Source organism: Paenibacillus antarcticus, assembly GCF_001637225.1.
Lineage (GTDB): Bacteria > Bacillota > Bacilli > Paenibacillales > Paenibacillaceae > Paenibacillus_AQ > Paenibacillus_AQ antarcticus.
In genome coordinates this window covers 89,627-114,772 of record NZ_LVJI01000016.1, presented here as the reverse complement: position 1 = coordinate 114,772, position 25,146 = coordinate 89,627, and the positions used below count along the sequence as shown (strand labels likewise).

The window sequence follows — 25,146 nt, the reverse complement described above, 5'->3', positions numbered from 1 at the left end:
TCAAATAATAAAGGGTGTGTTAGCATTGTTGGAATTACCTACACAGCATGATCGTAACCCTGACGGCGTAGCTACTTCTGTATCTCCCGCCTTACAAGTTACCAATATTCATAAAAGTTTCAACAGACGACGTCTTGGACTATCCGTTCTTGAAGGGGTAACACTTAGGGTAGAACAAGGTGAATTTGTATCTATTGTAGGTCCCTCTGGATGTGGGAAGAGCACGCTATTTCATATTATTGGAGGGTTAGTTCAACCGGATTCCGGCGAAGTATGGATGAACGGACAAGAAGTAACTGGAGAACGTGGTCATATCAGCTTTATGCCTCAACAACCCGCTCTATTTCCGTGGCGAACCATTGAAGATAATGTGATTCTCGCACAGGAAGTAAAGGGGATTTCCAAGAGGGAAGCACGTATGGATGCACGAGAGTGGATCGCGAAGGTGGGTCTCTCTGGATTTGAGAAAGCATACCCTCATATGTTATCTGGTGGTATGCAGCAGCGCGCTGCATTTCTACGAGCATTACTGAGTCCTGAAGAACTCATGTGCTTAGACGAGCCTTTCAGTGCGCTAGATGCACTTACTAGAAGTGATATGCAACGCTGGCTACTAGATATGTGGGAAGAGAATCGTCGCTCTATCCTACTCATTACACATAATATAGAGGAAGCGTTACTCCTCTCCAACCGAATTTACGTATTCTCAAGTCGACCCGGTACCGTTCTACAAGAGATTGAAGTACCTTTCTCTCGACCACGTCAAGAGACAATGACTGAAGATCCTACATTCTTAGGGTTGAAACGAGAACTATCAGCGTTAATGAAGGAAGAACAACGTAAAATGCAGATTTTACGGTAGATACACAACCTTATCCCCTGCTTTTTCCAAAGCTTTTATAGTTATTAGCTATGAATATGGAAATAAGAACAATACAAAACAGGACATACGACAGCGTCATCCCTTTAATATTCATATCTGGCATGATAATGGATGAGCTGATAATACCGAACAACCAAATATGTGAAAGTGTACCTACGATAGATGCCCAGGCATACGTGGAAGACTTTATCGGGGATAAGGCAGACATAAAGGAAATGAGGTTGTTAGGCATAACAGGTATCGTACGCAGAAAGATAATAGACCATCCTCCGTATTTATCCATACCATGTTGCCACTTTTCATAACGTTCCAAACGTTTACCCCATCTTCTGTTGAACCAATTGTAGAAAAAATATCTACACATCGTAAACACTAAAATGGCAGCCACAGAGCCAACTAACCAACTAGCCAATAATCCAACTTCCAATCCTAGAATAGATATGTGAAGCACAATTAGTGTTGCAAATGGAAACAGACCTAATATGCCCTGAATAATTGCAAGCATTGTCGTAAGGAGGATGATCCCAATACCCTCTAAGCCTGTAAAATTCAGAAGCCATTCAATGACTTGATCCATTAAATTTGTCATAAAGACGACCGACTCCATTCCATACTTCTGTAATTAATCAAAAAAATTCAAGATAGGAGAGTCGATCAACATGAATCTTTCAGTAAACACGCCACTCATTGATTCTCATATACATCTTGATTCCTATACTGAACAGCACCCCTTACACCTTGAATCGTTGTGCAATGACAACGTCACAGGTGTAATTGCTGTATCTATGGACTTAGCGTCTAGTAAACGAAACCTAGAAATCTCAAAAATACACCCTACTATTGTTCACCCAGCCTTCGGTTTTCATCCCGAACAACCCTTGCCATCCCTACAGGAGACTGCACAACTATTCTCATGGATGGAGAACCATCTTCAGGATATGGTTGCTGTTGGTGAAGTGGGACTTCCTTATTATGCTCACTGTGAAGCCAAAGAGCACGGACATCCATTTGATCTATTGCCCCACATCGACCTATTAGAGAAGTTTATTTCTTTCGCTGCCATTCATAATAAGCCTATCGTACTCCATGCTGTTTATGAAGACGCCGATATCGTGTGTAACTTACTTGAACATTATAACGTAACTCGTGCACATTTTCATTGGTTCAAGGGTTCACGAGACACAATAAAGAGGATGGCAAATAACGGATATTATATTTCTTTCACACCCGATCTTGTATATGAAGCCGAGATTCAAGAGCTAGCTCGACTCTATCCAATCCATCAAATCATGGTGGAAACGGATGGTCCCTGGCCTTTCGAAGGGCCCTTCTCTGGTCAAATGACCCATCCCCGTATGATTGCTGATGTGATTCATGCTTGGAGCCAGATACACAACATGAATGTAGTAGAAGCCCGTGAGATGATCTACTCCAATACTAAACTATTTTATGGAATAACATGAGGTCATATGAACTACTTTTTCATAAACCCTTTACTCTCCAGAAATTTCTTCATGTGTAATCGATGTGGCAGTGCCAAACGAGTAGCCATTACTTGTGACCATGGAGTATCGTTCTTTCCCTCTGTTCTTTCAAGCATATATTGTTTCGTAGTCATATCATAAGCTTTCACCTGTTCTACGCTTTGTTCTTTGTTATATCCGTTCTTATGAAGTACCGCTTCAATGGGTAATCGTGGTTTCAACTCATTCTCTTGTTCTGGATATCCAATACACATGCCGAATACAGGATACACTAATTCAGGTAAACCAAGAAGTTGTGAGACCTCTGCAATCTGGTTACGAATACCGCCAATATACACAATTCCAAGCCCTAATGATTCCGCAGCAATTGCTGCATTCTGAGCCGCTAAAGTCACATCTATCGTCGCCACAATTAAGTTTTCCATCGAGTCTTCGTAGGAAGGTTTATCTCCTAAATGCGGTGCCGTTACTTGCTTCAGGCGATGTAAATCTGCACACCAGACTAGGAATACGGAACACTGCTCAACATACGCTTGATTTCCCGCAAATGCAGCTAGCTTGCCTTTAAGTTCCGGTTCCGTTATAGCAATGACACTATAGGCTTGCACATTACTAGAAGTTGAAGCCCTTTGTGCCGTGGAAATAATCGTATTCAACTGTTCCTCTGTGACCTGCGTATCTGTAAATTGACGAACAGATCTATGATTCATTAATAGAGAAACTGTCTCATTTACTGTATTTACATTGCTCATCTCTCTACCGCTCCCAATCCTCTTAGTATAAATTCAACCGTCTGTTCCGCAAGAATATCTGGTATAATATCATCATTTGGAAAGAACTTTTCAATTAAACAAGTCTTCTTATGAGCAAGAGATAAATTGATTACCATTAGCAGAGCTTGGGGCAAAGAAGTAAAGTGAAAGACACCTTCTTCTTTTCCCTTTTCCAATAACTGCTTGACCTTGGACCACATGGGATTCACGAACTCTAACACAATCCTCATCCGGTTAGATTCGAGCATAATCTCCTGTTGAACAATATCGCTAAGCTCTTTATCTGCAATAGTAAATTTAATTATCCCATGAATCATCGTTCTCATACCTTCCACTGGGTCTTGAAGCAAATCATTCATTTCCAACAACTTTTTAGCCGGAAAAAGATTTAGAAATAAAGCTTCAAATACCTTCTCTTTACCCCCAAAGTGATAGGATACAAGAGCAATGTTGGCATTAGCTTCCTCACATATCTGACGGACACTCGTCCCATCATATCCTTGTTTTGCAAACAGCTTCTTAGCTGATAACAAAATACGCATTTTATTGTCTAGTTCCGAATGTTCCATTCGTTCGTCCCCTTAAGATTACTAATTCTTATTATGAATCTTAAGAATTGCATGTGCAAGTTAGCGTTGACTTGCTACAGATACCGGAATATTTCCTTCTTGATGAATCACCATAGCAACTTTCTCTTTCTTAAGTGCCACAGTCAGTAAACTAACTAACAAACATATTACAGTAATAATAATAAGTCCCCATACACTCGAACCTATTCCAGGTCCTCCGAACTGAAGCGCCATTATCCCTTGAACCCCATATGTTGCAGGTAAAAACTCTCCTAGCCATTTATAAAAGGTATTTAACATGAGTCGTGGTACCATTGCACCTGAGGTCACAAGCTGCAAAGACATCATGACAATATTTATGATCATCCCGCTCATGCCTAACACGTTAATAAACATTTGACTAAAGAACATGAAGGCTAATATTAATAGCATTTGGAACATCCATAGTGCTAGAAATCCATGCTCCATTTGTCCCCCAAGTACCAATACCATGACTGACCCTATGAAAGAAATCAAAGGTGCCGAAATGAAATTGATTACCAACCGCGCACGAAAGCTATTCCATTTGGAAAGCGTACCTGCCAGTAACAGTGTTGACTGATGTAAGTTCTGTCCCATAATCATACTTCCAACAAAGGAAGCCAATACAAGCATTAATGGCACCATCTGATTATTCATCCCATTGACTGGATGAGTATAGATCATTTCTGATTCTACCTTCCCCACGAGTGATTGTGCCGTACCAGTCGCTTGGGCAGATGGCATTTGCAACTGTTCTAGCACAGCTTGAGTTCCCTGTGTGGATATATTCTGATTCACCATTTCTGTGATTGTGGTTGCTACGGTTTGCATAATACTCTTAATTGAAGCCGCATTTGATTCGTTAATTGTATAGATTAGCGAAGCCTTTTCCCCTGAAGTCTGCACTTGTTGGCTGAAACTTTCTGGAATCTGAACAATCATCTGTATATCACGTCCATCTAACTGTCTTTGTGCCTCTTCTTGATCCAAGGGTAGACTTTAAAGGGAAGTTTACCAACAAGTTGTTTCTCTATCATTGTCCCCGTCGTCTTATCCTGATTCACTAAAGCGATTCTAAAGTTATTAACCCGTTCAGTCACCCCATCATAAGCCGTCATCCATATCGCGCTAAAGATTAACTGAAAGGCAATAGCTATCACAATTGCAATAATCGTATGTGGCTTCTTAAAATAAGCTTGTAGTGCGTGAGCCATCGTTATCATCTCCTATACATCATATTTAAACACTTATTTAAATTAAACGTTTGTTTAGATATGATATGCAATTATAGGCATACTGTCAATCCCTTAAATAAAAAGAAACCTAAGAAAGTTACCTTCCCTAGGTTAGTTGTACATGGTGTAAATCCCCACCTTAAATGGATTTTCAATTTATAAATTCAAATATTTCATAGCTTTATACGTTGTAATCGTAGTGCATTAAGGACGACGGAGACTGAGCTAAACGCCATCGCTGCGCCGGCAAGCCAAGGAGCTAAGAAACCCAAAGCAGCTATTGGAATACCTATTGCATTGTATGCTAGAGCCCAGAACAAATTCTGCTTAATATTACTCATTGTTCTTCTGCTCATCATAACAGCGTCCGCAACGGCGTTCAGATCGCCTCTCATTAGCGTAACATTGGCAGCTTCCATAGCGACGTCAGTTCCTGTCCCGACTGCCATACCAATATCCGCCGTAGCTAAGGCTGGTGCGTCATTAATCCCATCTCCAACCATGGCAATGACTTTGCCCGCCTGCTGTAACTTCTTCACTTCCTCTGCTTTTCCTTCGGGAAGCACCTCAGCTAACACGCTTAAGATACCCGCCTGCTTGGCAATCGCTTTAGCCGTACGCTTGTTGTCACCGGTAATCATGATGACATCAATCCCCATATCTTGCAATCGCTTAACCGCTTCTCTAGAAGTCTCTTTGATGGTGTCCGCAACAGCTACAATACCTGCATATTTACCATCAACAGCAACAAGCATGGCCGTCTTTCCCGATTCTTCAAGGTAATTCATATCTTCATGGGCAATACCTATATCCATTCCATTCTCAGACATTAGCTTACGTGTACCGATGAGCATCTTCCTACCATCCACCCATGCCATGACACCATACCCAGGAATATTCTCAAAATGTTTAGCAGCAGGAAGTGGTAACCCTTTACTTCGATCTATCGCCGCACTCACAATAGCATCCGCAAGTGGATGCTCTGAGTACTTCTCAACAGCAGCGGTCATTCTGAGTAATGAGCTTGCAGTCATCGGCGCTACGGGAAGAACGTTTGTCAATACAGGCTTGCCGTTAGTCACGGTACCAGTCTTATCTAACACAACAACTTCTATCCGTTGTGCAGACTCCAAATACTCTCCTCCCTTGAACAGAATTCCGAGTTCTGCAGCACGACCCGATCCCGCCATAATTGACGTTGGCGTCGCAAGACCAAGCGCACATGGGCAAGCAATGACGAGTACAGCAATGGCTTTTTCCAAGGCACTAGCGAATTGGCTTGGCTCCACAACGAAATACCACACAATGAACGTAATCACCGCAATTCCTACCACAATAGGTACAAAAATGCCAGAAATCACATCTGCAATCCGCTGTATAGGTGCTTTTGAACCTTGTGCTGCTTCTACCACGTGGATGATCTGCGCTAGCGTTGTATCTTTACCAATCTTCGTGGCTTCGATGTGAAGGACACCATTCTTGTTCAGTGTTGCACCTATTATCTTATCTCCAATCTGTTTCTCTATAGGAATGCTCTCCCCTGTAAGCATCGACTCGTCTACAGAAGATTGCCCATGAATAACTTGTCCATCTACGGGAATCTTGTCTCCAGGTTTAACGATAATCACATCACCAACCATAACATCATCTATTGGAATGCTAACTTCTTCTCCATTACGCACAACTAACGCGGTCTTAGCCTGCAATCCCATCAGACTCTTAATAGCCTCTGATGAACGACCTTTGGCCAATGCTTCAAACCATTTCCCTACCAGAATCAATGTAATTAGCATACTACTTGTCTCGTAGTACATTTCAATCCTGTGTTCCATTATCTCCATACTGATTGACTGAATTGTAAGATATACACTGTAGAAGTAAGCTGCCGATGTACCTAAGGCGACCAACACATCCATATTGGCACTACCATTACGAAGTGCTTTATAGGCTCCCGCATAGAATTGCCCTCCAATAATAAACTGTACTGGCGTGCTTAAGATCAGTTGGAACCACGGGTTCATAAATAAGGAAGGAACAGGAATCCATGATGTAAATGAGAAATGTGATACCATAGCCCACAATAAAGGAAGCGAAAGCGTTGCGGCGAACAACCACATCCACTTTTTTCGATCAATTTCCTGTTGTCGAAGCTGTGCTGTATCTTGAGCTTTCTGTTTCGGTAAAGCTTTATATCCAAGTTGTTCCACTTTACTAGTCATCTCTTTCACCGTTATGTTGCTTGGTAAATACACGACATGAGCCGTTTCCAAAGCAAGATTCACATTCACTTGAGAGATCCCCGTCATTCTGCTAAGACCCTTCTCAATCCGCGTTGCACATGCCGAGCATGTCATACCCGTAATTTGTAACGTTGTCTTGTGCTCTTCAGATTTATTTGATGATACCATCGACGTCCCCCCCTTTTACCCCAGCCGCCTCACAATCATACCCAAGTCGATTTATCAACAATTCGGCAATAACATCACGTTCACCTGCTACGCTTCTTTCAACGACACAACTTCCCTTGTGGTCTACAACAACAGGCTTCTTAATAGATTGTCGTAATCCTTTGTATTTATGGTAATTTTTATGATAAAAATGTTATAAAATAAAGGAATTTTTTTTTTTTTGACGAATCATAAATAGATAAATTACCACAACTAAATTTCATAACCCATCAATAATCTCTCTATAGAAAGAAGAAAGAAGGTTATCCATGTTTACCTCACTACGGATCAACGGTATAACATGGCGTCAGATTTACCCAATGTTACTATGCCTCCTTGGGATTAGCTTATTCGGCATAGTATATAAGCCCTCTTTGTTCGAGTATTCATCCTCAGAGTGGATATTATTAACATCGATGCTCGGTACCTCTTTTGTACTTTACTTTTTCACATTTCAGTTACCACCCGACGGAAGTAAACAATCGATGGACTCTGCAGTTTATCTGGCTTGCATGTTTATCTACGACGTTTCATTTGCTCTAACCGTACTATTCTTAAATGCACTTGTCTTTACAATCTACCAAAGAAAAGTTGCGCTGAGAAAGCATCTAATTAATTTCTGTATTTATTCCAATATGGTCATCAGTTCTTCGGCTATATATCACTGGGCAGGAGGTTCCACAGGGGCCTTAGATAATAAGCACCTATTTGCATATACGCTCGCATTAACGGTGTATTTCACTGTAAATATCTTATGTATTAGTATATTTTACTTTCTGGACTTCGGTAATCGTCTTCGAGACACACTAAAGAACCAGTTCAAGGCATCCTTAACGATATATATATGCACCTTGATCCTATCTATCGTCCTTACTGTATTGGTTGTCTATAACGGCATTGTAGGACTATTATTGTTTACAGGTCTTAGCATCCTTCTCTCGCGATCTTATATTAAAATGTATAACCTATATCTACAAGTTGAAGAGCGAGCAATTAAAGATACTCACACAGGACTTTATAACCATAATTTTTTTGAGCGTATTCTCGAAAAAGAACTCCATATTTGCATCTTAAATACTACTAACTTATCCCTTGCAATGATCCACATCGATGATTTCAAAATATATAAGGATCATCATGGTCATCTCTTAGCTGACCAACTGCTAGCCTTGGTTGGAAAGAATCTTAGAGTTGAGTCGGAAGCGATCGATGCTATTGCCTCTCGAAGTATAAATGAAGAATTCACAATTCTTATGCCCGGTTATGATTCACACCAAGCTTCTCTCTTTATAAACCGCCTTCGCAAAAACCTAAATGATACTTATTTCGAGGGAGTTGAGGTATTTCCTCATAGTTGTCTCTCTTTCTCTGCAGGTATTTCAACAGTACAACTAGATATACATCACAAATCAGATCTCGTTGATCGCGCAACTCAAGCACTATCTCAAGCTAAACATCAAGGAAAGAACACGGTCTACATCCATGGGTCTACAACTAATCTAAAATCTGATATTGATATTTCTCAAGATGTGAGAGACCTCGAACAACAGCTAAGCCTTTTCTTGTATAAAGATATTACAACCTATACCCACTCTAAGCGAGTATTTCAATATGCCGTCGACATGAGCCAAATTCTACAGTTGGATGCTATACATTATAGGAAATTCGTCTTAGGAGCTCTCATTCATGATATTGGTAAGATAGAACTCCCTCGAGAGCTCCTTCAAATGACCAAGAAACTTACTTCGGATGAATGGAACATGATCAAAAGCCATGTCACATGGGGTAAACAAATCATTTTGAGTCAAGAGCGGTTCAAAGATTTATCCCCTTTAATCGAACTCCATCACGAACACTACGACGGCAAAGGATATCCCCATGGTTTCAAGGGAGAGGAAATTCCAATGCTATGCCGCATGCTGACCATTATCGATTCCTTCGATGCTATGACATCAGAAAGACCCTATCAGAAAACGAAGACATTATTTGAAGCTATTACAGAAATTCGGGCATGTGCTGGTTCTCAATTCGATCCAACTCTGACAGAGCTATTCATCGCTTACATTGAAAATAAATTCGTTGGAACGACAGAATTCCCTATTTCACAATTCTAACCTCCATATTACTGTTCATATCATCTCGGCTTATTTCTCTTGAAATATGAATAACCCGCTAGTTCGATAACTTTCGAACTAGCGGGTTATTTAATGATTTAATGTTCTCATGTCATCATCTTAGCTTAAATGTTGTCATCTCAATCTTTATCCGTTAAATTCATTTCGTGAGATGTCTGATGTAGCTCCTTAATCATATGCTGCATGAGCATATTCTGCTGATCACTAATTCCATACTGATTATCTTGCATAATCATTTGGTGAATATTCTTCTTCAATATCTCACTACGACGCTCCAACATAGCATGGTTCATTAACGAAATCACTCCTGACTTGTTTTTGAACTGCGTTAAAAGTTCTACTTTAAGTATAAAGAATGATGTGCAATTATGGAAACTGGCTGACGATGACTCACACCTTGAAATACAGGATACACTTTGAAGAGAGGTTCTGACCATCCTTAGTCATAGATATCCTCCCTCATGCTCCATCTTCCTTGCTAACTATGCTCTATAGCCCATTAGAGTCATTACAATTTAAAGAACAGCACGGTAGAATAGATCTATTACAACAGAGAGTCAGTAGGTGAAAACATTTGCACGTGATTAAAAAGACATTTGGACTTGGATTGATCCTTTCATTTGTATGTATATTTCTATTTCCCTCATCTATATATGCACATGCATATCTTCAACAATCCACGCCTTCAGCCAACGAGATAATCGTAGGTTCGCCCTCCAAGATTACACTTCAATTCAATGAATCGATCCAGCCTGCATTTCATTCCATTCAGGTTACGAATTCAGAAGGAGAACGTGTAGATCTTGATGACAGCTACATCGTAGACAATCAGCCGAAGATACTTGAGGGAAGTGTCCAACCCAATCTGCCAGATGGGCAATATATCATTGGCTGGAAGATCATTTCAGGGGATGGTCATCCACTAGAAGGGAACATTCCTTTCCAAATTGGGAACAGCACTAGTAGTTCAACTAATGTTCCTACAGCAACCTCTACAGGGTATTATCCTGGATTAGATTTGATTGTGATTCGGTGGTTACTTTACTTAAGCATGGCTTTCTTAATGGGTATTCTCAGCTTCTATCTATTCATGTATCCATCCAATGCCAAAGCCAAACATCGATTGCCAAAGCGTAGCCGTATGATGTTATGGATATCTTATGGGGGTATAGTTGCAAGCATTTTCTTAAGTCTTCCCTTACAAGCTACGATCGAAGCGCGTTTACAATGGTCGGAGTTATGGACGACGCCTTGGATTGAACAAATGATGCGAACGAGCTTTAGTACAATCTGGTTAATTCAATTGGTTATGGTCGTTATCCTCGGAGGCGTTATATATATTGCTAATCGCGCCTCAACGAGAAGTTACTCACGGGGCATGTATCACTTCGCAGCTCTACTTCTAGGACTCGGAATTCTTTTATCTAAGTCATTTATAGGTCATGCTGCTGCATCTGAATTAAAGGTTCTATCTATATCGATGAACTTCCTACACTTGTCCGCTAGCTGTATCTGGTTAGGTTCATTACTTGCTCTAGCTGCTATTCTACCAGGTGAGGCCTCACTTCCTTCTTCCCCCGAAGAACGAAAAAGGATGATTTTCCGCGTTATTCGCACGTTCTCTTATTGGGGAACAGGACTTGTAACGATCCTTATCCTAAGCGGAACGTATGCTAGCCTGAAATATGTACCAACCATGTATTCATTATTCAACACAATATATGGGCAAGTGTTGCTACTCAAATGTGGTCTTGTCCTCATTATGCTAGGGTTCGCAGCCTTCAACATGTTACGTGGTAGACACAATAAATCCATTGGCAGAACGGTATGGTTCGAATTAAGCGTCGGCGTGATCACACTTGTGCTTGCCGCACTCCTTAGTAATTTACCGACAGCCATGTCTTCACCAGGTCCTGTTGATCTGAGTAATACGTTAGAGACCGGGGAAAATATTTCACTTCAGGTTAGTCCCAATACAATCGGAAAGAACCAATTTGAAATCCAAGTACAGGATGCTAATCAAAAAGAAGTACTTAACATTCAACAAATTAAACTTACGCTCACTTCCCTTGATATGGATATGAACAAATATGAAATCCTCATTCCATATCAACCAGGTTCCACCTTTGCTGCCGAAGATCTCATCAGCATGGCTGGTCGGTGGAATATCCAAGTTCATATCCTAACTGATTCGCTGGATACTTTAGATACTGAATTTAACATTAGGGTCGGGACCGAGTAAGACGTTTCACACTATAATTGAGAAGAGGGATTTACTTTGTTTAAAAGATCTAAATTATCTGTCATGTTCATTTCAGTTGCCACATGTATCATGATGTTCGCTGGTGTCGCAAGCGCTCATGTTACCGTTAAACCTACGGCATCTACACCAGGTGCATGGGAAACCTATACTATTAAAATTCCCGTTGAAAGAGACATACCAACCACAAAGGTAACGTTAAAAATTCCGACTGGCGTAGATTTCAAACAATATCAACCTGTACCTGATTGGCAAACTAGCACAACGAAAGATACTTCAGGCAAAGTCAGTTCCATTACTTGGACCGCTACAGGCAACGGAATTGCTACAGGCGAATTTCAAACCTTTAACTTCGTAGTTCAGAATCCAGAAGCGGATGCATCTTTAGCATGGGACGCTTATCAATACTACAAAGACGGAAATATTGTAGAGTGGACTGGAGATGAAGGTTCAGAATCACCCCATTCTATCACTGTCATTGCAGCTGCTTCAGCATCCGAGGAACCATCTAACAATAGCAATGAAGGTCATGACGAGACCTCTGGAACAACAACACCTACAGTTCCAGTTGCAGATGATCACGACCATTCAGATATGCCGGATTCATCCAATACAAATACAACTACTTCCACCTCAGGCGTAGGTATCGCTACTACGATCTTCTCTCTTGCAGCCTTAGCCTTTTCGATAGCAGCTTTATTTGTGGCTCTCAACAAGAGAAAAGACTAAAGTCTAATTAGACAGACTTCATAATACAAATAGAAACAGACCGTAGTCCTTTAGGATTACGGTCTGTTTCTATTTGTATTAGAAGGCAACATCCACCGATGGAAGTTCTTCCTAGATGTTATTTAATCAATCTGAACGCCCTTCTTGATTGCCTTCAAGTCACCATTGGAATTGTTAAGTATAGGAAGCATCTTGCTAGCCCTCACCATAGGGGAATTGCACAACCGACAAGTCGGTTCATGTTCAAATGCGAAATTATCACGCATCCATCCCTTACAGCTCTCGTCCGTACAGGACCAAATCGAAGTATCTTCCTCTGGAATTTCCTCTAACGATTTTTTGCGATAGTTCATACTCAACCTCCTTCTAAGACTTTAAAAAACCAAACAAGTATAGACGGATACCTAACTTAGAATAGCGGCATCCGCAAGATAGATCATACCTTTACGTTCTTAAATATCATAGTATAGAAAAAACCGCCCTTAACAGACGTTAAGGGCAGTCTTGAGTTAATTAAAGTTTAACTACGTTTTCTGCTTGTGGTCCACGGTTTCCTTCAACTACGTTGAACTGTACGCGTTGGCCTTCGTCCAAAGTTTTGAATCCGTCGCCAGTGATAGCGGAGAAGTGAACGAAAACGTCGCTTCCACCTTCAACTTCGATGAAACCGAAACCTTTGTCTGCGTTAAACCATTTTACTGTACCTGTTTGCATTTGTAATTCCTCCAAAAAGTTAATTTAATGCTGATCTTTTTTTACACTTACATATAAAAAAGTTTCACACATTGAAAAGAGTTCCATTTTTACTGAATCCGCTTTTCAATACGTGAAAGCGATCAATGTGTTCTTGCTGTTGTTGTTTTCTAACTAAGGTAATTGTATCACAGGCCAATACTAAACGCAAGGATGAGGTGAAATCAATTATTAAGCCCTATATATTCGATACAAAAATTATATGCATCTAACAACGTATTTCCCACCACTCTATTTATTATATCCAAACCATCATTGTTTTATAACAATAAGGCATTGTATTATTTCTCTCCTCATATGATGAACAAGATTCGCTAAACCTTCTTTTATTCTTTTCTCATTGGCGAGGGGGCGTGACCGTGATTCAATTCAAGAAAGTTAACAAGTACTTTGGACCTTTTCACGTACTTAAAAACATTGACCTTCAAATCCAAGAAGGAGAGGTAGTTGTAATCATCGGTCCATCAGGATCAGGTAAAAGTACACTACTCCGTTGCATTAATCGCCTAGAGACCATATCAGACGGTGAATTGACCGTGAATGAGACACCTCTACACGACAAGAAAGTTAATATCAATCAATTTCGTCGTGATATAGGTATTGTGTTTCAACACTTCAATCTTTATCCCCACAAAAAAGTCATCGATAATATTATTCTCGCGCCTATGAAAGTTCAACGCCTTAAAAAAGAAGATGCCAAAAAAACAGCCATGTACTACCTCAAACGGGTTGGTATAGAAGAAAAGGCAGACAACTTCCCCTCCCAACTGTCAGGTGGACAACAACAACGTGTTGCTATTGCTCGCGGACTTGTAATGAATCCCAAGATCATGTTGTTTGACGAACCTACTTCTGCACTTGATCCTGAAATGATTGGCGAAGTTCTCGATGTCATAAGGTCTTTGGCTCATAACGGTATGACTATGGTGATTGTTACACATGAAATGGGATTTGCACGTGAAGTTGCTGATAGGGTCGTATTTATGGATGAAGGTCAGATTCTAGAGGTCGCTACATCTTCAGACTTTTTTGAAAGTCCACGTGAAGACCGTGCACGTCTTTTTCTCAGTCGACTGATTAACCATTAACTTATCCTATGATTCGAAAGGGGAACATTAAAGATGAACAAAATGCTAAGGTCTCATTTACTTCTCATACTAATCGTAGTTGTTGCTGTCGTATTTACAGGTTGTAGTTCTAAGAAAGATACCACACTAGGCGCGATCAAAGACCGCGGAAAAGTAATTGTAGGGGTTAAATATGATACCAAGCTATTCGGACTTAAAGACCCTGCTACAGGAAAAGTAGAAGGATTCGATATTGATATCGCCAAGGCGCTAGCCAAAAAAGTGTTAGGTGATGAAACGAAGATTGAACTTAAAGAAGTCACTTCCAAGACTCGTATTCCCCTACTCCAGAACGGAGAGATTGACCTCATTATTGCTACGATGACAATCACTGAGGAACGTAAAGAGCAAGTCGATTTCAGTGATGTTTATTTCAAAGCAGGCCAATCCCTACTCGTTAAAAAAGGAAGTGCTATTCAAGGACTCGAAAGTCTTACAAAAGACACTAAAGTACTCGCAGTGAAAGGATCTACTTCCGCCACTAACATTCGCGAAAAGGCTCCTGCTACAGAAGTCCTTGAATTCGAGAATTATCAAGATGCTTTCACAGCGCTAAAAGCAGGTAAGGGTGACGCACTCACCACAGATAACGCCATTCTACTTGGTATGCAAAAACAAGACCCTGGTTATGTTCTCGTTGGTGGTACCTTCACAGATGAGCCTTATGGTATAGCTATTCGCAAAGGTGATAGTGAATTTGTATCTACGGTTAACGATTTACTAAAAGAACTAAAGGATGACGGCACTTACGACAAACTGTATGAAGAATGGATGGGTGTTAAACCTGAATAGTTAATCTAATCGTTCATGAGATTGGAGGAGTGGCTATTCCGCGCCTCTCTTCCTTTTTTTATTTCGCGGAGGAAATGGAGGATCTAAAGACCAGTTATGGGCAACTTCGATGTCACACTTGTGTTTGACCATTGGGATCGTTATATGGATGGATTCATAAACACTATTCAGGTTAGCATCATTGCTCTCATTGGAAGCTTCATACTGGGGGCCATCATTGCCATATTTCGAATTGCTCCATTTAAACCTCTAAATTGGTTCGGAACGGCATATGTAGAAGTTATTCGTAATATTCCGCTTTTGATCGTGGTTTTCTTCTTCTATTTAGGGTTACCATCACTCGGCATCGCATTAGATGGATTTGTATCAGGTACATTAGGTCTGACGGTATATACAGCAGCTTTCATTGCAGAAGCCATACGTGCAGGTATTCAGGCAGTCCCAACAGGTCAGTCAGAAGCAGCCAGAGCTACCGGTCTTTCCTATCTTCAAACGATGATCCATATCATTCTGCCACAAGCGATTAAAATCGTACTTCCCGCTATAGGAAATCAGTTCATTAATCTGGTTAAGAACTCATCTATCCTTGCTGTCGTCGCTGGAATGGATTTGATGTATTATGCAGATCTCATTAATTCAGATACATTCTTACCTCTAACGGTGTATACATTTGTGGCTCTCTTCTACTTAGTACTTACTGTTCCACTCAGCTACGCCGTTCTTTATATGGAAAGACGTTTTAACATCGCTGACAATAAATGACGCCTATTTCATTGGAAAAGGAGTGAGTAATATATGGATTTTATAGGCGCGTACTCCATTCCTAATCTGACTTTTATTCTGAAAGGTTTTCTGATCACCTTAGAAGTAGCCTTTATTTCAATCATTCTAAGTTTCCTTTTAGGGACACTGTTAGGAACCTTGAGATACACTCGAATTCCTGTTGTAGCGCGCCTGACTGCCATTGTCGTTGATATCATACGTAACTTACCTCTATTACTCATTATTTTTTTCATGAAGATTGTACTTCCGCAAATCGGTATCAGCATGTCCCCCTTCTGGTCTACTGTCGTGGGGTTGACTCTATTTGAGGGAGCCATGATCTCTGAGATTGTAAGAAGTGGCTTAAATTCCATTGATAAAGGACAGATTGAAGCTTCACGGTCTTCTGGACTCAGTTATATGCAGACCTTCTGGAACATCATACTCCCACAAGGATTACGTCGGATGTCTCCACCCATGGTTAGTCAATTCATCTCCTTACTTAAGGATACGTCGCTTGCCATTATCATCTCTCTGCCTGAAATCATGCACAATGTTCAAATTCTTGGAGGACAAAACTTCAATTATATTATTCCAGCACTCATACTTGCAGCTGCGCTATATTTTATTGTGAATTACACCCTTTCTATTATTGCTCGGCGTCTGGAGTCTAAGATGCATTAAAATGACTGTTCGTGAGAAACGTCCATCCTCTCACATACAGAGGTTGATATTTCTCTTCCTACACGCTAACATGGGGTCATTATCCCAAGTGAAAGTCTAGGTGTGTAAAGAATGATCAAAAACGAAAAAATTAGAGCCTCCGAGGTTCATTTGACCGGTATTCATGGAGAAGACTTAGGTGTGATCTCCACTGTTGAGGCACTATCCATGGCCAAAAAGCTCAAAGTGGACCTGATCTGTACATCCCTCTTTAGTAGCCCACCACCCTGCCGATTAATGAAAGCTGGAACTGCTAAGGAAGAAGTACAGAAAGCCAAGCCCAAGAGCGGCAAGCAAGAACAAAATGCTAAGGTAAAGGAAATACGCTTAACTCCTCAAATTGAAGATCATGATTATGATACGAAGAAAAATCAGGCTCATAAGCTTTTACAAACAGGAAAAGCTGTGCTACTCGTTGTTCGTATTCAAGGTAAAGAAGGTCCTAAAGCGAAGGAATTGTTAGAACGGTTACTAAAAGATGTTGTAGACGTTGGGAGTAAACAAACGGGGATACAACTCAGCGGGAAACAAGCCATGGTTCAGGTAAACCCTCTATAAAGGGTGATTGCGAAAATCTGAGTGTTACCGATAGCTACTTACTTTTAAATCCATGTACAAGCAAGTTAGAATAACTGGGACACGAAAGTGACCAGAACAACTGTGAGGTTTAACAAATGTCCAAACGTATTTTATTTACTGGTGGCGGATCTGCAGGACATGTCACTGTGAATGTAGCTCTCATTCCAAGGTTTGTTGCATCAGGCTGGGATGTTTCATATATAGGCTCGATCAAGGGTATTGAATCTGAGCTCATTTCGAACGTTGATCATGTCGATTATCACGGGATTTCAACAGGTAAACTTCGACGATATATGAGTGTTGAGAATTTCAAAGATCCCTTTCGCATCGTCAAAGGAGTATTTGAAGCTTACTCCCTAATTCGAAAAATAAAACCTGATGTTGTGTTCTCAAAGGGTGGCTTCGTCTCTGTTCCCGTCGTCATTGGCGCCAAATTAAACAATGTTCCTATCATTATTCATGAATCAGATATCACGCCGGGTCTCGCTAATAAAATTGCTCTTCCTCTTGCAACTAAGGTGTGCGTGACATTCCCTGAAACGTTGGATCATATCAAGAGTGACAAAGCCACTTATGTTGGAGCTATTATTCGTGATGAGCTTCGTACTGGCAATGCCACCCGTGGACGAAGCCTACTTAAGTTCGTTGACAGTAAACCCATCATTCTCGTAATGGGAGGTAGCTTAGGTTCCAAAAAAATAAACGGGACCATTCGTAACAATCTACCCCAACTCTTGAAACAATACCAAGTGGTACATATCTGCGGGAAAGGCCAAATCGACCCATCCATCCATCTCGATGGATATCAACAGTTCGAATACATTCAAGATGAGCTCTCGGATGTCATTGCTTCCGCTGATGTTGTCGTAACAAGGGCTGGTTCCAATTCAATATTCGAATTTCTTGCCCTTCACAAACCCATGTTATTGATTCCTCTATCAAGAGCAGCAAGTCGAGGAGATCAAATATTAAACGCACAATCTTTTCAGAAAGCAGGATATGCTGAGGTTCTATTGGAAGAGGAGTTGACCGATGAATCCTTCATTCAATCGCTAGAACTCTTGTTATATAACCGCCAACAGATCGTAGACAACATGACTAAACATGATCAGTCGAGTACGATAGATCAAGTCATTCAGCTTATTCAAAAAGCTGCAAAAAGAAAGTAAACGTATGTCTTAAAGGTATTTCACACACATTAAGCAAACCTTATTTTCTTACAATATATGACTAAATACACGTCATCTTGATAATAAACGACGTGTATTTAGTTTGCTATTTTGTAACATTATCCCTTATTACCCCACTTAATGCATGGTAATCTATGGATTTAAATTATCTAATTTGATATATTAACTTAAACATTTTTTCTTTGTCTTTTGTGTTCCTATTAATGAAAACCCTATCACTTATCTTTATCAAAGGAGAGACTAAACAAGATGGGTATGGAATCAACCGTAAAATGCGCTTTAGTCACTGGTTCTAGTAGAGGCATCGGAAAGGCAGTCGCTTTGGAATTTGCCAAAGCAGGTATCCATGTCATGATTAACTATTTCGGTGACGATAAGGAAGCACTGGATGTTAAGAATCAAGCAGAAACTTACGGCGTTCGGGCTGAAATTTTTCATGCAGATGTCAGCGACCCTGTTCAGGTAAAGGATTTATTCACAGCGATGGACAGTCTGTTCGGAAGAATTGATATTCTAGTCAATAATGCTGGGATTGCCCAAGCAGTATCCGTCAGAGAAATGACAGACGAGCAATGGGACAGAATGATCAAAATACATATGTATGGTACCTTCTATACCTCTCGTGAAGCAGCTCGTCGAATGTGGGAGCAGAAATCAGGGAGAATCATTAACGTTACATCTGACCTTGTAACCCAAGGTGGTGCTGAATTTGCACATTATGCAGCAGCTAAAGGCGGCATTACTGCATTTACTAAATCGCTCGCAAGGGAACTAGCTCCATACGTGTTAGTTAATGCCGTAGCACCAGGTGGTACATTCACCGATATCCGTTCCTCTCTTGAGGAGACCCAAGATAAGAATGACGCACGTTATTTATTGAATAGACTCGCATTCCCTCGGGAGATCGCAAGATCCGTTCTATTCCTTGCCTCAGATGACGGTAGCATTTATACCGGACAAGTTCTTGGAGCCAACGGTGGTAGTGTGATGAACGGATAATCCAGCATCCGCACTATCGTAACCATAGAAAAATTAAAATAAAAATGCCAGAAAGCAAGAATTTCAACTCCTGCTTTTTGGCATTTTTCATAAGAATGATATTTATTTTCTATTAAAATAATTTGGCGTGGTTCTTGTATCATGACTTGAAATATCTGCTTCTGGGTCTATGGATCTCACCAGAACTCTAAATCGTGCCTTTTCAGCTATATGAACCTTATATTCTAACGGTTTGACTACCTTATTACGGTGTTCAAGGTCGGAATTCATCTCATTCGGCGATATATTCGTAAGACTAAGCCTCAAAGAAAGAACCTGTTCAATCTCGTCATGTCTGGCGCTCTGAACATACATCGTCCTGTATAATGCGAATCCTCTAATGGTGATATGAATCATCTCGTACGCTAGAAGATAGGCAATAACAGAATACATCGCTTGATCCCATCCGAATATAACACCAGCGGTGCTCAACACCATACAATTAATCAACATCATGATGTTATCCACAGGTAATCCATTTCTCCAATGAGAACGTTCAGAAAGTTCCAGCGTATCCAATGCTCCGCCATATCGAACAACTGTACCCACTCCAAGTCCCAATGAGACTCCCCCAACCATTGCAGCCGATAATGGATGCTCGATCAATGCAGGAGTATGATGAAGAAAGATGGCACTTAATGAGAATACGATCAATCCCAGTACCGTCAGGATGACAAACTCTCTTCGAATGTGTCTGTAGTTCATACCTATAAAGGGTACATTCAATAAAAGAAGAAATAATCCTAATCTCATCTCTGTCATATGAGCGAATAGAGCAGAAATCCCTGTCATCCCACCGACAATAATCTGATTTGGAATTAAGAACAATTCCAACCCTACTGAGGCTAACACACTACCTATAACAACAAACAAAATTCGAGTACACCAGCGTTTAAATTCACCGCGCTCATATGAGTGCGTTGATTCTAAAGAAGCTCTAAGTAGTTTCAGTGCAAATCCTCCTCCTCTGCAATAGAGTTTACCTATCATGACAGACGGTTCTGGACAGCATTTCAGGCGTGGATTATAAACGTTTACGTTCCACTTTCCTCTGGCAGCTTAGGTTTCACCTTAACCTCACCTTTATCTCTTCTCTTAGAATCTTTGAATTTGAATATGTTATCCATGAAGTTATAAATATGCTTAGACTCTTTAGATAGCAAAGGCCCTAGGATGGCCATAATTAATACATACAGAGCTGTAAAGGACTGTAGTATGGGCATAAGGCCCCCTGCTTTTCCTAAGTTAGCCATGATAATGGAGAATTCCCCACGACCCATGATTGTGAATCCGATGTTAAATGATGCCTTAGTGGACAATCCTGCATTTCTACCTGCTATCATTCCTGCAACGAAATTCCCAACAAGCGTTAGAAGAACAGCTGCAAGAGATAACCATACCGCACCAAACATTTCTAACGGATTAATGGATAGCCCAAAACTAAAGAAGAAGATAGCTCCGAAAAAGTCCCTAAAGGGTAAAATAAGATGCTCAATGCGTTTCGCATGGTCCGTATCCGCGAGTACAAGTCCAAAGAGTAACGCTCCTATAGCTTCAGCTACATGAATCGTTTCTGCAAAGCCCGCCACTAGAAATAATGAACCAAACACAACAAGGACAAATAGTTCATTAGAACGAATATTGAGCAGCTTATTTAACAGTGGGACCGCCTTTCGTCCAATAATAATCATCAATAACATGAATCCCAAGGCTATGGATGCGGTCAATAGTACTCCCCACACACTAGAGGAGTCACTGAGGACAATTCCTGAGAGGATAGATAAATATACAGCAAGAAATACATCTTCAAACATGGTTATTCCAAGGACCATTTCCGTCTCTGCGTTAGCTGTACGCTTCAGATCTACAAGGACTTTGGCTACAATGGCACTCGAGGAGATGGTTGTAATCCCTGCAATAACGAGAATTTCCGAAATCGGAAACCCCGCTAACCATCCCAATATAAGTCCCAAAGTAAAGTTAATTCCAATGTATATCGATCCGCCCGTCACAATCGACTTACCTGACTTGATCAACCGCCCTATCGAGAATTCAATACCCAAATAGAACAAGAGGAACAGTACCCCAATGCGACCTAAAAGGTCAATAAAGGGGGCGCTCTCTATGAATCGGAAATCAAAATGCCAAAAGTTCATTGCGTGAGGCCCAACGGCCATACCAATCAATATATAAAAGGGTATAACGGAAAATCTAATCTTGGTCGCTATCAGTCCCGCTGCAGCGATTAAAGCAATGGCCAACCCTACTTCAAAAACAATATAATCCATCTATTCAACCACTTCCGTTCAGTAAAATTTGTTTGAATAACTTCTGCTGTTCACGTTCTCCTACAACAACCAGCGTAGACTCCTTCGTAATCACGAATTCTGGACCTGGATTCACGTGCTTCGAGTGATCTTTCTCAATAATGGCGATAATCATAGCTCCCGAATTCTGGCGCACATCAAGTTCACCAATCGATTTACCGATGGATTTATAGCTACTGTCAATTTTGTACCATTCAATAATTAGTTCATCGAATGCCATATCCACTTTCTCAAGTGCTTTAGGGACATAAGTCATTCCACCTACAATCGCTGCAATCACACGTGCCTCATCGTCATCCATCGAAATCATAGAAACACTGTCATCCGGATCCTCATAGTCAAAATGATACATTTCTCTTCTTCCATCATCATGAATAATGACCACTAACTTATCCCCACTACGTGTCATAATATGAAATTTCTTCCCAATACCTGGTAAATCTATCTCGCGTACATTCATTATTAAAATACCTCCAATTATTCTGAATATTTAAATAGAACGATTACATTGCTCCTTAAAAAAGAACAGTGTCCGTCTCTATTTGTTCATGGATAAGTATAACATTATAAAAATTGTTATTAGGAATGGCTTACGTATAAAAGGGTGAATTAAATTAGAGCACAGGCAAATTAGCTCTGCTCACATAAGTGGAGGTGTATTTAATGGGGTCAAGAAATAAGCGACGTAATAATAAAGGAATACAACGTTTAAAGGGATTTGATAATAAAAATACTCGTAGGATGGTTAGAAAATACACCATGAATAAAAGGGGTAATAATTGCGCGACTATAGTAAGCCTTGAGTACACTGGTGCGGTTTGACGAAGAAGTGGTCTAATCATATGTACTTCTGAAGAAATCGTTCGCTGGTATGTTTCATTCTCACTCGTACGCTCTTCATTAGAAGACACTGGAAAGGAGAAGGATAGAACCAAAGCTATACCAAGCAACATAAAAAAACGAATTACCTGTTGTATTCTGATCATATCTCATCTCCCCTTTCGCATACTGTTACTAAAATGATAACACATTATAAAACCGATCTCAAACTGAGATGGATTAAAGTGATATCCTGTTTATGGTGATATATGATTAAACCCTGATGCACATTGATGGCAATGCCGCTGGAGAAAGTTCTCGCGAAGGCGAAGCTCTTGGTTATTATGTCCACAAATCTAACAGATTAACAGTCGATTGCCTAATCACTAATAACTGCCATTTCTTTGTCTTTTTTCGTTTTTTACGTTACACTAATTATTAATTTTTCAATAAAAGAAAAGAAGTGAAATAAGAAATGTCCATGAATTGGAAAGCAAACAAACTACCCACTTTGATCGGTATTACGCTACTATTAATAGCTAAATTTTGTCTTCTTCGCTTTTTCTTTTTCAAAGAAGTTACGGGAGCAGGAATAATCGCCGACACATTGTCCATTCTTGTAGTCATGTGTTTATTCGATCTCATCACACCCGTCAAAGCAAAACGAAGCGTATTCTGGAGTGTTAATCTTATTGTTTCGCTTACGCTGTTTGCTGCAACTTTGTATCAGATTCATTTTGGTTCAGTACCAACGTATACGACACTCACAGAAATAGGACAAGTAGGTCAAATTCGTTCCAGTATTACTACTTTGATCAAACCCATCCATTTCCTCTTCTTTGTAGATTTTGCCATCGGGCTAATATTTATACTTGTTAGCATCGTTGTCCGTCGCAAGAGTCATCGTATGTACACCTTAGGTCATATCATGAGTTCTACTCGCAATCACAAGGATGGAACAAGAAAGTGGAACATCGTTGTAGCATTAACATTAGTACTAAGTATTGGTTGTTCAAGTCTTGTTATTAACCGTTCTCTGCACATCGATAATGAACTTGTACAAGCTGAGAACCTTGGATTTCTAAATTATCAAGTGGCTGCTGCACTTAAGAGTAAACAAGAGAGCAACATGATCGCTAGTGGGAATTTACAAGAAACCAAAGCAGAAGTGAAGGTGCTACAGTCAACCTACCCTTATCGCAATAATAACGCTGTACCACCTACTCAGTTCGGTTCTGCTAAAGGCATGAATGTCATCGTTGTACAAATGGAAGCTTTTCAGAATTTCCCGATTCACCTCAATCTAGCACAACAAGAAGTCACACCTGTGCTTAACCAACTTGCGAAGGAAAGCTACTATTTCCCATACTTTTATCAGCAGATTGGTCAAGGTAATACATCGGATGCTGAATTCATGTCCAACACATCCATTTATCCAACAGGAACCGAAGCGATGTCAGCCGGATTTGGAAACAGGGAGCTACCAAGCCTCTCACGGCTATTACATGAACAGCAATATACATCGGCAACTTTTCATATTAATGATGTAACCTTTTGGAGTCGAAACTTATTATATCCGGGGCTTGGGTTCGATCATTATTATGACAAACCCTACTATGTGAATGATATGTTCAATGATTTCGGAGCTTCAGATGAAGAAATGTATCGTGTTGGTATTGAGAAAATTACAGAGACGTCCTCTGAGAAGAAGCCTTTTTATGCACAGTTCGTAACAACATCTAGTCATGCTCCCTTTGTTATTCCTGAAGATAAACGAAGAATTACGGTGCCCGCCGATATGGAGGGATCGCAACTCGGTAACTATTTGACAGCTGTGAACTATACTGATTATGCATTAGGAACACTTATCGATCAGTTAAAAGAGAATGGCCTATGGGATAACACGATGTTGGTCGTTTATGGAGATCACTTTGGTCTTAACCCGAAAGAGATCGCTGGGGATGAGATAACAGCCAAACTAGGTATTCCATACGATAATCAGATCAGTCGATTCAATATTCCATTCCTGATTCATGTTCCCAAACAAAAAGAAGGTAAAGTTGTAGAAGTTACAGGTGGACAACTTGATATTATGCCGACAGTGGCTAATCTCCTGGGTCTATCCCTTGAGGATAAGAAGTTCACTGCATTCGGACGCGACCTTCTGAATACGGACCATAATGTTGTCGGAATGCGATATTACTTACCCACAGGTTCTTTCTTTAATAACGATGTCATGTTCGTTCCTGGTACTGGATTTGAGGATGGAACAGCCACCTCGCTAAAAACACTCCAACCTGTTCAAGATGTGAGTGCCTACCGTAAGGACTATGATTATATCTTGTCACTTATGAAATTATCAGATAAATATGTGAAATTATTGCCTAAACGATCTCCATGATCGTATATAGGTACTTGATACAAAAATTATCTTGGGACGTTAGAGCATTACGCTCTAATGTCTCTTTTTCTTGCCATATGATCTGTCGTATCTAGTGCA

Annotated in this window: 26 protein-coding genes; 13 read left to right on the top strand and 13 right to left on the bottom strand. The window is 40.4% G+C overall.

Translation table 11 applies throughout. From position 1 onward, the window contains the following. Positions 1-28 precede the first annotated feature (28 nt). On the top strand, positions 29-862 hold the full coding sequence (locus PBAT_RS12050) for an ABC transporter ATP-binding protein (RefSeq protein ID WP_246168712.1): 834 nt from the start codon (positions 29-31) through the stop codon (positions 860-862). 10 nt (positions 863-872) lie between these two features. On the opposite strand, the gene PBAT_RS12045 is transcribed toward PBAT_RS12050, so the two are convergent. After that, positions 873-1,472, bottom strand: coding sequence for a TVP38/TMEM64 family protein (locus PBAT_RS12045; RefSeq protein ID WP_068649848.1), 600 nt, complete (start codon positions 1,470-1,472; stop codon positions 873-875). Between the two features lie 70 nt (positions 1,473-1,542). Here PBAT_RS12045 and PBAT_RS12040 point away from each other — a divergent pair, with 70 nt between their 5' ends. Next, the gene (locus tag PBAT_RS12040; protein WP_068649846.1) at positions 1,543-2,346 is read left to right on the top strand and encodes a TatD family hydrolase; all 804 of its coding nucleotides are present in this window, start codon (positions 1,543-1,545) and stop codon (positions 2,344-2,346) included. An 11-nt stretch (positions 2,347-2,357) separates the two neighbouring features. Here the strand turns inward: PBAT_RS12040 and nfsA are convergent, their stop codons facing one another. From nfsA to PBAT_RS12020, 5 genes are all read right to left on the bottom strand, one after another. Further along, positions 2,358-3,119: an oxygen-insensitive NADPH nitroreductase gene (gene nfsA, locus PBAT_RS12035; RefSeq protein WP_068649844.1), complete on the bottom strand. Its 762-nt coding sequence runs from the start codon at positions 3,117-3,119 to the stop codon at positions 2,358-2,360. Further along, complete coding sequence (locus tag PBAT_RS12030) at positions 3,116-3,709, bottom strand: TetR family transcriptional regulator (protein ID WP_068649842.1); 594 nt, start codon at positions 3,707-3,709, stop codon at positions 3,116-3,118. Before PBAT_RS12030 ends, nfsA begins: the two co-directional genes overlap by 4 nt. Before the next feature lie 60 nt (positions 3,710-3,769). Beyond that, positions 3,770-4,720, bottom strand: a complete 951-nt coding sequence (locus tag PBAT_RS12025; RefSeq protein ID WP_149466241.1) for a YhgE/Pip domain-containing protein — start codon at positions 4,718-4,720, stop codon at positions 3,770-3,772. Then, positions 4,690-4,944: a YhgE/Pip domain-containing protein gene (locus PBAT_RS24785; RefSeq protein WP_084403007.1), complete on the bottom strand. Its 255-nt coding sequence runs from the start codon at positions 4,942-4,944 to the stop codon at positions 4,690-4,692. Before PBAT_RS24785 ends, PBAT_RS12025 begins: the two co-directional genes overlap by 31 nt. Before the next feature lie 194 nt (positions 4,945-5,138). Next, positions 5,139-7,373 carry a heavy metal translocating P-type ATPase gene (locus PBAT_RS12020; protein WP_068649840.1) on the bottom strand — a complete coding sequence of 745 codons (2,235 nt, stop codon included), beginning with the start codon at positions 7,371-7,373 and terminating at the stop codon, positions 5,139-5,141. Positions 7,374-7,681: 308 nt separating this feature from the next. Between PBAT_RS12020 and PBAT_RS12015 the strand changes: the two genes are divergently transcribed. Then, complete coding sequence (locus PBAT_RS12015) at positions 7,682-9,526, top strand: diguanylate cyclase (RefSeq protein ID WP_068649838.1); 1,845 nt, start codon at positions 7,682-7,684, stop codon at positions 9,524-9,526. A gap of 140 nt (positions 9,527-9,666) precedes the next feature. Here PBAT_RS12015 and PBAT_RS25610 read toward each other — a convergent pair whose 3' ends face one another. Next, entirely contained in the window at positions 9,667-9,840 is a 174-nt protein-coding gene (locus PBAT_RS25610) for a hypothetical protein (RefSeq protein ID WP_169810114.1), read from the bottom strand. A gap of 287 nt (positions 9,841-10,127) precedes the next feature. Between PBAT_RS25610 and PBAT_RS12010 the strand changes: the two genes are divergently transcribed. Further along, a complete protein-coding gene (locus PBAT_RS12010) occupies positions 10,128-11,789 on the top strand; it encodes a copper resistance CopC/CopD family protein (RefSeq protein WP_169810113.1) in 1,662 nt (553 codons plus the stop codon). Between the two features lie 36 nt (positions 11,790-11,825). Continuing rightward, on the top strand, positions 11,826-12,536 hold the full coding sequence (locus tag PBAT_RS12005; RefSeq protein ID WP_246168312.1) for a YcnI family copper-binding membrane protein: 711 nt from the start codon (positions 11,826-11,828) through the stop codon (positions 12,534-12,536). 122 nt (positions 12,537-12,658) lie between these two features. Here the strand turns inward: PBAT_RS12005 and PBAT_RS12000 are convergent, their stop codons facing one another. Beyond that, positions 12,659-12,889, bottom strand: a complete 231-nt coding sequence (locus PBAT_RS12000; protein ID WP_068592044.1) for a cold-shock protein — start codon at positions 12,887-12,889, stop codon at positions 12,659-12,661. A 160-nt stretch (positions 12,890-13,049) separates the two neighbouring features. Further along, positions 13,050-13,250 carry a cold-shock protein gene (locus PBAT_RS11995; protein WP_036651712.1) on the bottom strand — a complete coding sequence of 67 codons (201 nt, stop codon included), beginning with the start codon at positions 13,248-13,250 and terminating at the stop codon, positions 13,050-13,052. Between the two features lie 314 nt (positions 13,251-13,564). Here PBAT_RS11995 and PBAT_RS11990 point away from each other — a divergent pair, with 314 nt between their 5' ends. From PBAT_RS11990 to PBAT_RS11960, 7 genes are all read left to right on the top strand, one after another. Then, the gene (locus PBAT_RS11990; RefSeq protein ID WP_420848771.1) at positions 13,565-14,377 is read left to right on the top strand and encodes an amino acid ABC transporter ATP-binding protein; all 813 of its coding nucleotides are present in this window, start codon (positions 13,565-13,567) and stop codon (positions 14,375-14,377) included. A gap of 33 nt (positions 14,378-14,410) precedes the next feature. Next, positions 14,411-15,208, top strand: a complete 798-nt coding sequence (locus PBAT_RS11985; RefSeq protein WP_068649832.1) for an ABC transporter substrate-binding protein — start codon at positions 14,411-14,413, stop codon at positions 15,206-15,208. Between the two features lie 96 nt (positions 15,209-15,304). Beyond that, the gene (locus tag PBAT_RS11980) at positions 15,305-15,970 is read left to right on the top strand and encodes an amino acid ABC transporter permease (RefSeq protein ID WP_068649830.1); all 666 of its coding nucleotides are present in this window, start codon (positions 15,305-15,307) and stop codon (positions 15,968-15,970) included. Positions 15,971-16,003: 33 nt separating this feature from the next. Then, the gene (locus PBAT_RS11975; protein ID WP_068649828.1) at positions 16,004-16,654 is read left to right on the top strand and encodes an amino acid ABC transporter permease; all 651 of its coding nucleotides are present in this window, start codon (positions 16,004-16,006) and stop codon (positions 16,652-16,654) included. 111 nt (positions 16,655-16,765) lie between these two features. Beyond that, positions 16,766-17,251 carry a translation initiation factor IF-3 gene (gene infC / locus PBAT_RS11970; RefSeq protein WP_068649826.1) on the top strand — a complete coding sequence of 162 codons (486 nt, stop codon included), beginning with the start codon at positions 16,766-16,768 and terminating at the stop codon, positions 17,249-17,251. Between the two features lie 116 nt (positions 17,252-17,367). Continuing rightward, positions 17,368-18,441: an undecaprenyldiphospho-muramoylpentapeptide beta-N-acetylglucosaminyltransferase gene (locus PBAT_RS11965; RefSeq protein WP_068649824.1), complete on the top strand. Its 1,074-nt coding sequence runs from the start codon at positions 17,368-17,370 to the stop codon at positions 18,439-18,441. Between the two features lie 270 nt (positions 18,442-18,711). Continuing rightward, complete coding sequence (locus PBAT_RS11960) at positions 18,712-19,461, top strand: SDR family NAD(P)-dependent oxidoreductase (RefSeq protein WP_084403003.1); 750 nt, start codon at positions 18,712-18,714, stop codon at positions 19,459-19,461. Between the two features lie 102 nt (positions 19,462-19,563). Here PBAT_RS11960 and PBAT_RS11955 read toward each other — a convergent pair whose 3' ends face one another. The 4 genes from PBAT_RS11955 to PBAT_RS25275 all read right to left on the bottom strand — a co-directional run bounded on the left by PBAT_RS11955 (position 19,564) and on the right by PBAT_RS25275 (position 22,813). Beyond that, on the bottom strand, positions 19,564-20,490 hold the full coding sequence (locus PBAT_RS11955; protein WP_084403001.1) for a YitT family protein: 927 nt from the start codon (positions 20,488-20,490) through the stop codon (positions 19,564-19,566). Between the two features lie 44 nt (positions 20,491-20,534). After that, positions 20,535-21,788, bottom strand: a complete 1,254-nt coding sequence (locus PBAT_RS11950; RefSeq protein WP_068649820.1) for a cation:proton antiporter — start codon at positions 21,786-21,788, stop codon at positions 20,535-20,537. Positions 21,789-21,792: 4 nt separating this feature from the next. Next, on the bottom strand, positions 21,793-22,287 hold the full coding sequence (locus PBAT_RS11945; protein WP_068649818.1) for a cation:proton antiporter regulatory subunit: 495 nt from the start codon (positions 22,285-22,287) through the stop codon (positions 21,793-21,795). Between the two features lie 154 nt (positions 22,288-22,441). After that, on the bottom strand, positions 22,442-22,813 hold the full coding sequence (locus PBAT_RS25275) for a hypothetical protein (protein ID WP_149466242.1): 372 nt from the start codon (positions 22,811-22,813) through the stop codon (positions 22,442-22,444). 314 nt (positions 22,814-23,127) lie between these two features. On the opposite strand from PBAT_RS25275, the gene PBAT_RS11940 reads away from it, so the two are divergent. Next, positions 23,128-25,047, top strand: a complete 1,920-nt coding sequence (locus PBAT_RS11940) for an LTA synthase family protein (RefSeq protein ID WP_068650322.1) — start codon at positions 23,128-23,130, stop codon at positions 25,045-25,047. The last annotated feature ends 99 nt before the right edge of the window (positions 25,048-25,146 follow it).